This is a genomic window from Roseixanthobacter psychrophilus (genome assembly GCF_043195195.1).
Taxonomy (GTDB): Bacteria; Pseudomonadota; Alphaproteobacteria; order Rhizobiales; family Xanthobacteraceae; genus NCEH01.
The window spans coordinates 25656-31756 of the sequence record NZ_JBAFWT010000043.1 but is presented as its reverse complement, the minus strand read 5'-3'; the positions used below and the strand labels follow the sequence as shown (position 1 = coordinate 31756).

Annotated in this window: 7 protein-coding genes and 1 tRNA gene; 5 read left to right on the top strand and 3 right to left on the bottom strand. The window is 64.4% G+C overall.

What is annotated here, in order from left to right:
- The 4 genes from V5F77_RS24240 to V5F77_RS24225 all read left to right on the top strand — a co-directional run.
- Nucleotides 1–1310, top strand: a 1310-nt coding sequence (locus tag V5F77_RS24240; RefSeq protein WP_429007799.1) for an HsdM family class I SAM-dependent methyltransferase, incomplete at its 5' end; no start/stop codon positions are given.
- Nucleotides 1307–2746: a restriction endonuclease subunit S gene (locus V5F77_RS24235; protein WP_429007798.1), complete on the top strand. Its 1440-nt coding sequence runs from the start codon at nucleotides 1307–1309 to the stop codon at nucleotides 2744–2746. The genes V5F77_RS24240 and V5F77_RS24235, both read left to right, overlap by 4 nt.
- Before the next feature lies 1 nt (nucleotide 2747).
- A complete protein-coding gene (locus V5F77_RS24230) occupies nucleotides 2748–2996 on the top strand; it encodes a winged helix-turn-helix domain-containing protein (protein ID WP_429007797.1) in 249 nt (82 codons plus the stop codon).
- Nucleotides 2921–3205, top strand: coding sequence for a restriction endonuclease (locus V5F77_RS24225; RefSeq protein WP_429007796.1), 285 nt, complete (start codon nucleotides 2921–2923; stop codon nucleotides 3203–3205). Before V5F77_RS24230 ends, V5F77_RS24225 begins: the two co-directional genes overlap by 76 nt.
- Before the next feature lie 214 nt (nucleotides 3206–3419).
- Here V5F77_RS24225 and V5F77_RS24220 read toward each other — a convergent pair.
- From V5F77_RS24220 to V5F77_RS24210, 3 genes are all read right to left on the bottom strand, one after another.
- A tRNA-Ala gene (locus V5F77_RS24220) sits at nucleotides 3420–3495 on the bottom strand.
- Between the two features lie 116 nt (nucleotides 3496–3611).
- Nucleotides 3612–4304 carry an AAA family ATPase gene (locus tag V5F77_RS24215; protein ID WP_429007795.1) on the bottom strand — a complete coding sequence of 231 codons (693 nt, stop codon included), beginning with the start codon at nucleotides 4302–4304 and terminating at the stop codon, nucleotides 3612–3614.
- Nucleotides 4305–4405: 101 nt separating this feature from the next.
- Nucleotides 4406–5566: a hypothetical protein gene (locus V5F77_RS24210; protein WP_429007794.1), complete on the bottom strand. Its 1161-nt coding sequence runs from the start codon at nucleotides 5564–5566 to the stop codon at nucleotides 4406–4408.
- 239 nt (nucleotides 5567–5805) lie between these two features.
- Between V5F77_RS24210 and V5F77_RS24205 the strand changes: the two genes are divergently transcribed.
- The gene (locus V5F77_RS24205; protein ID WP_429007793.1) at nucleotides 5806–6099 is read left to right on the top strand and encodes a hypothetical protein; all 294 of its coding nucleotides are present in this window, start codon (nucleotides 5806–5808) and stop codon (nucleotides 6097–6099) included.
- The last annotated feature ends 2 nt before the right edge of the window (nucleotides 6100–6101 follow it).

The window sequence follows — 6101 nt, the reverse complement described above, 5'->3', positions numbered from 1 at the left end:
TGCCGGACGGCTGGCGCTGGGGCATCCTTGCCAAGAAGGAGGGGCTGGCGCAACTGGACTATTACAAGGCCATGCTGCTTGAACTCGGCAAGGCGCCGGATAAGCTGGTGGGCGCCATCTTCACCGATGCGCAGACCAAGCTGCGCAAGCCCACCAACCTCAAGGCGCTCACCTCTAGCATCGATCAGCTGGATTGGTTCTCCGCCCGCGAGGAGGGGCTCGGCACCCTCTATGAGGGCCTGTTGGAGAAGAACGCCGCCGACAAGAAATCCGGCGCCGGTCAATATTTCACGCCCCGCCCCCTCATCGACTGCATCGTGCGTCTCATGAAGCCCCAGCCGGGGGAAGTCGTGCAGGACCCGGCGGCTGGCACGGCCGGCTTCCTTGTGGCCGCCGACCGCTACATCAAGGACCACACCGACGATCTCTACAAGTTGACGGAGGTGCAGGCCTTCTTCCAGCGCAACAATGCCTTCGTCGGTGGGGAGTTGGTGCCGGACACCCACCGCCTGTGCCTGATGAATCTGCTGCTTCACGGCATCGAGGGCGGGGTGGAGAACATGGACTCCCTCTCCCCCGATGGCGAGGGCCTGCCGCGGGCAGACCTCATCCTCACCAATCCGCCCTTCGGCACCAAGAAGGGCGGCGGGCGGCCCACCCGCACCGATTTCTCGGTGACGGCGGAGACCTCCAACAAGCAGCTCGCCTTCGTGGAGCACATCGTCCGCGCCCTGAAGCCCGGCGGGCGCTCAGCCGTGGTGGTGCCCGACAATGTGCTGTTCGAGGACAATACCGGCCGGCGCCTGCGCACTTGGGTCATGGAGCTCACGAACCTCCACACCATCCTGCGCCTGCCCACGGGCATCTTCTATGCGCAGGGAGTGAAGACCAACGTGCTGTTCTTCCAGCGCGGGAAGAGCGACAAGGCGAACACCAAGGCGGTGTGGGTCTATGACATGCGAGCCAACATGCCCGCCTTCGGCAAGACCCGCCCGCTCACCGTCGCCGATTTCGCCGATTTCGAGGCCGCCTATGGCGACGATCCCAATGGCGGGGCGAAGCGGAAGGATGAGGGAGAAGAAGGCCGCTGGCGCTGCTTCTCCCGCGCCACCATCGCCGGGCGCAACGACAATCTCGACATCTCCTGGCTGCGCGACACTGAGGCGGAGGCCGAGGAAGCCCTGACCGAACCGGAAGACATCGCCGCGGCCCTCATCGGGCATCTCAAGGCCGCGCTGGAAGAGATCGAGGCGCTGGCGGAAGAGCTGGAGCCGGAGGATGGCGCCCCGGTGGCGGAGGCGGCGGAATGAGCGAGTTGCCGAAGGGGTGGGTGGAGGCCCGGCTTGCCGACGTGTGCGACCTCATCAATGGCCGCGCCTACAAGCAATCTGAACTTCTTGACGCCGGACGATATCCGGTGCTTCGAGTTGGCAATTTTTTTTCAAATAGACACTGGTATTATTCTGATTTAGAGCTTTCAGAAGAGAAATATTGCAACAAAGGCGACTTGCTTTACGCATGGTCTGCTTCTTTTGGTCCGCGCATATGGGGCGGCGAAAAGGCGATTTTTCACTACCATATTTGGAAGACGCAGCTACATGAGCTTGCCGTGGACAAGCTTTTTCTATTTCATTGGTTCGAGTGGGACAAAAAAAATATCCAAGCCGACCATGGAACCGGATCAACAATGATTCATGTCACAAAAGGTGACATGGAAGATCGAGCAGTCACCCTTCCGCCCCTCCCCGAACAGCGGCGGATCGTGGCGAAGATCGACAGCCTGACGGCCAAGTCCAGACGCGCCCGCGATCACCTGGACCACATCCCCCGCCTCGTCGAGAAGTACAAGCAGGCCATCCTCGCCGCCGCCTTCCGGGGGGATTTGACGCGAGAGTGGTGGGCGCGAGGGGGTGCTGATGGTGCGGCCCCTGCCGCACTTGAGAAGCTCAGGAAAGAAGCGTGGGCGACATTGTCCTCCCCGTCCCGCTATAGCGCTCCTGACGGCATTGACTGGCAGCCGGATATCGACTTGCCGTCCGGTTGGGTATGGGCGTCTGTCGATCAATTGTCGCATCTGATCCAGTATGGCAGCTCGGCGAAAACCAATGACGATGAAATCGGCGTCGCTGTGCTGCGCATGGGAAATCTGCAAGGCGGCAGCCTCGACCTAAATTCTCTGAAATATCTGCCGAAGGATTATCACGAATTTCCCACCTTACTATTGCAGCGTGGAGATGTGTTGTTCAACCGAACGAACAGCGCGGAACTCGTCGGCAAGACCGCTGTATACGACGGAGAGCCCGCCCGGGCGTCCTTCGCGTCCTACCTCATCCGCATCAAGGTCTGCGGGCTCCTACCCCGCCTCCTGAGCGCCTACGTCAACTCGCCTTTCGGAAGGGAGTGGGTCGCATCTGTAGTCAACCAACAGGTCGGGCAGGCGAACGTCAACGGCACTAAGCTACGGCAGCTCGGTGTTCCCGTAATGCCTCACGCCGAGCAGGTGGAGCTGCTCCACCGCATCGAAACCGCCTTCTCCTGGATCGACCGTCTCGCCGCCGAGGCCACCAGCGCCCGCAAGCTCATCGACCGGCTGGATCAGGCCGTGCTCGCCAAGGCGTTCCGGGGCGAGCTGGTGCCGCAGGACCCCGCCGACGAGCCGGCAAGCGTGCTGCTGGAGCGCATCCGGGCCGAGCGCAGCGCGGCGCCCAAGCCCCGGCGCGGGCGGCGGCCGGCGGCGGAGGCGTGAAATGGCCATTCCCGATTATCAGAGCCTCATGCTGCCTTTGCTGAAGATCGCCGACACGGGCGAGACGCGCATTCCCGCCGTGGAGGAGCGCATCGCCACCGATTTCGGCTTGACGGAGGCGGAGCGGGAAGCGCAACTCCCCTCCGGTGGGAAGCGCGTTCTCCACAATCGCCTGTGCAGGCCAAGCGCTATGCGCCCGGCAATGCGGTGGGGCGCCCGGAGGTGCGGGGGCTCGTGGGCAGCCTCGTGAGCCTCGGTGCCACCAAGGGCGTGTTCGTCACGACCTCCGCCTTCAGCGCCCAGGCGCGGGATTTCGTGCGGCACCTCACCCAGCGCGTGATTCTCATCGACGGCCAGCAGCTCGCCGATTTGATGATCGAGCACAATGTCGGCGTCCGCCTCACCCGCGCCGTTGAGTTCAAGCGCCTGGACGAGAACTTCTTCGCCGACGAGGAGTGATTTTTACGCGTCTGCGTCCGGCTATCTGTCTCTTTGCCGGCCGCTGCCGCATGCCCCGCGCCCTGGCTTCATGATCCCGAAGCGCGAAGGCGCAGGCCGCAGGCCGCAGGCAACCGGAGGGTACGCACTTCGGGTACGAAACCGGGTACGCACCTGCAAATCGCAGGGCGATAAGCCAATGATTTTTAAGGAAAATCCGCGAAACGGATCGGAGTGGTGGAGCCGAGGGGAATCGAACCCCTGACCTCTGCAGTGCGATTGCAGCGCTCTCCCATCTGAGCTACGGCCCCGGTCGTTGGGAGGCGACATTTAGAGTCCGGGCCTATGACCTGTCAAGGAGCTTGCCCGATGATCCAAGGGAATCTGAGGTGGTCTCGCCAGTCGTGCGACTTGTCCCTACCCGCACTTAGAATCCGGGGCCGTGGGCCCGCGCGCGTTCGGCGCTGCGCAGCATCGGCGTGGGCCCCAGCGCCCGGAGCGTTTGGGCCGCCAGGGCGCGGATGTCGCGATCCGCCACCGAGCCCGGGGCATAGGTGGAAACCGTCTCGCCCGACGTGAAGCAGCGCACGAAATTGATGTCGTAGGATAAGGCTGGAGCGAGCGGCAGTCCGAATTGGCTGAGCTCTGCCACGATCTGCTGGCCTTCCAGAGTATTCGAATCGACCTTGGTGGGAACGATCATGACTTTCGGGCCGCTGCCCCGAAGGCCGGCGCGCACTTCGCTCAGGCGAACCAGCGTCTGTTTTAACGAGCTGATGTCGAGGCTGGAGGGGCCGCACGGCAGCAGAAGCAGGTCGGAGAGTTCGACGCTGACCTGGAACGTGAGCCCGAGTTCGCCTGGACAGTCGATCACGGCGAATTCGCCGCCGCTGCGAAACACGCCCTTGATCCAGGACACCATGCTGGCGGTGGAGAGAACGTCATTGCGAACCGTGAAGCGTAGCCGCCGCGGCAGCGCCCATGCATAGGCCGATCCCTGGGGATCGGCATCGATCAGGGTCACAGAGCGGCCGAGCCGCACCAATTCCCCGGCTAAGTTGACAGCGGTGGTGGTCTTGCCAACGCCGCCCTTGCGTTGGACGACCGATATGATCTGCATCTTCAGCCCGAATGTGCCGCCGCCGATTCCTTCCTACAGCGGAATTCGGCCGTTCCCTGATCGCGTATCGGTCCAGCGACGCAAAGGCAAGCCGAAGCCCGTCACAGATGACGTTCGCTCGCCTGGACGATGGTCTGCAGGCTTCCGAACGGCCCGCGGCGTTCCAGCTCGGCGGCCTTCTCATGCGCGGCTTTGGCGAACGAGGGATCCTGCAACCGGCGGAACGCATCCCGGACGTTCTGGGTGGTAAAGCTTGGAGCCATCGAGACTGCCCCGCCCCAGCCGCCGATCCGGGAGCAATTGAGCCTTTGCTCCAATTGCCGGGGCACCAGGAATTGCGGGCGCCCGACGGCGAGCCCGGCCTCCAGCGTGCCCAGCCCGCCATGGTGCACCAGTATTCCGGCGGCGCCGACGGCAGTGGCCAGGTCTTGCGGGGCGTCATGTACGCGGATGCCGCGCTGGAGCAGGATTGCACGCTCTTCTGCGCTGGCATCGCGCAGATAGGCGCTGCCGCTCGGATCCAGATCCGTGAGGGTCGCCAGCAGCATCGGTGTATTCGGATGCGAGAGGCTGAGATACGCGAACCAGCCGCAAGCGGGCGGCGTCGCGGCAGGGGCGGGAAGGGGCTTCAAGGGTCCCACCGACGCCCCCTCGGACCTGCGCTCCGCATAAGCGTCCAACTCCGGCAGAGTCACGATGAACGGCTGCGCATGGGCAAACAGCGCCGGCAGGCTCTGCGGTGTCGGGCGCTTTCTGCGCTGCTGGGCGATGCCGACATTGGACAGCAGCGCGGCCTCGCTGAGGCTGGGCACCCGCTCCGCGAGCGGATCGAAATGCGCGCGATCGGCCGGCGGCAAGGTAAACCCATCCCCCAGCACGATCACCGGAACGGCCCCGAAGACCGCCAGGCACAGGAGCGGGCAGTAATCCCCGATCACCAGGTCGGGACGAAGGGTGTCGAGCACATGGTCCCAGGCGCGCAGCAAGGCCTCCAGGCCCACCGCGTCATTGAAGCCGACCAGACCCAGGATGTCGCCGTAGGAGCCGACGCTGAACGGCAGGCGGCCTTCTGGCACCATGGCATGGGGGGCCTGGATCACCTTGAACCCCTGGCCGGCGAGCATCATCGCCGACAGGCTCACGTCGCGCACGGCGAAAACGCACTCATGACCCCGCGCGGATAATTCCTGCGCCACGGGAAGCAGGCGCGAGACATGCCCGAGACCTTCCCCAAGTTCCCACGCTAGGAGCACGCGGCCCATTCATCTTCCCTGCGTTGACGCTGCCTCCTCATAGGCGAGAAATCGCCGCGGGTCTTCTGTGCAAACCAGGTTGCGACCACAAGAAGCGCGGGCGACGATTTTTCGGGCGCCGTCGCGGGACGCGCTCCCGCATGGCGCTTTGTGCAGCGCCCGCGCGCCTCTATGATGGTCGGTATTGCCGGGCTCGCTCGGCAGCGCAGCAGGATGCGGACGCGCGCATCGCAGCCAGGAGGCAGGTCATGGCCAGTGGGGTGAAGGACGTGTTCGAGGGCGTCCGCGAGGTGCTCGAAAAACGCAAAGCCGCACGGCAGGATCAAAACGCCGTGGAGCGTATCGCCGCCGCGCTGGAAGTGCTGGCGGACGAGACCTCCATCATCCGCACCGAACTGGCGCTGATTCGCATGGCCAGCCTTCAGCGCAGCCAGGCGCCCGCAGCCGGGACGCCCGCGCCCGGGGGGGCAGCAGGCGGGCGGAAGGGGGCGCCGATCGTGGTTGCTGCCGAAAAAGACGCGAAGGGGCGCAAGGCGGACTGATC

Excerpts from the sequence above, each read along its gene's own strand:
- V5F77_RS24235 (WP_429007798.1), top strand. The coding sequence starts at position 1,307 with ATGAGCGAGTTGCCGAAGGGGTGGGTGGAGGCCCGGCTTGCCGACGTG.
- V5F77_RS24230 (WP_429007797.1), top strand. The coding sequence starts at position 2,748 with ATGGCCATTCCCGATTATCAGAGCCTCATGCTGCCTTTGCTGAAGATC.
- V5F77_RS24215 (WP_429007795.1), bottom strand. The coding sequence starts at position 4,304 with ATGCAGATCATATCGGTCGTCCAACGCAAGGGCGGCGTTGGCAAGACC.
- V5F77_RS24210 (WP_429007794.1), bottom strand. The coding sequence starts at position 5,566 with ATGGGCCGCGTGCTCCTAGCGTGGGAACTTGGGGAAGGTCTCGGGCAT.
- V5F77_RS24205 (WP_429007793.1), top strand. The coding sequence starts at position 5,806 with ATGGCCAGTGGGGTGAAGGACGTGTTCGAGGGCGTCCGCGAGGTGCTC.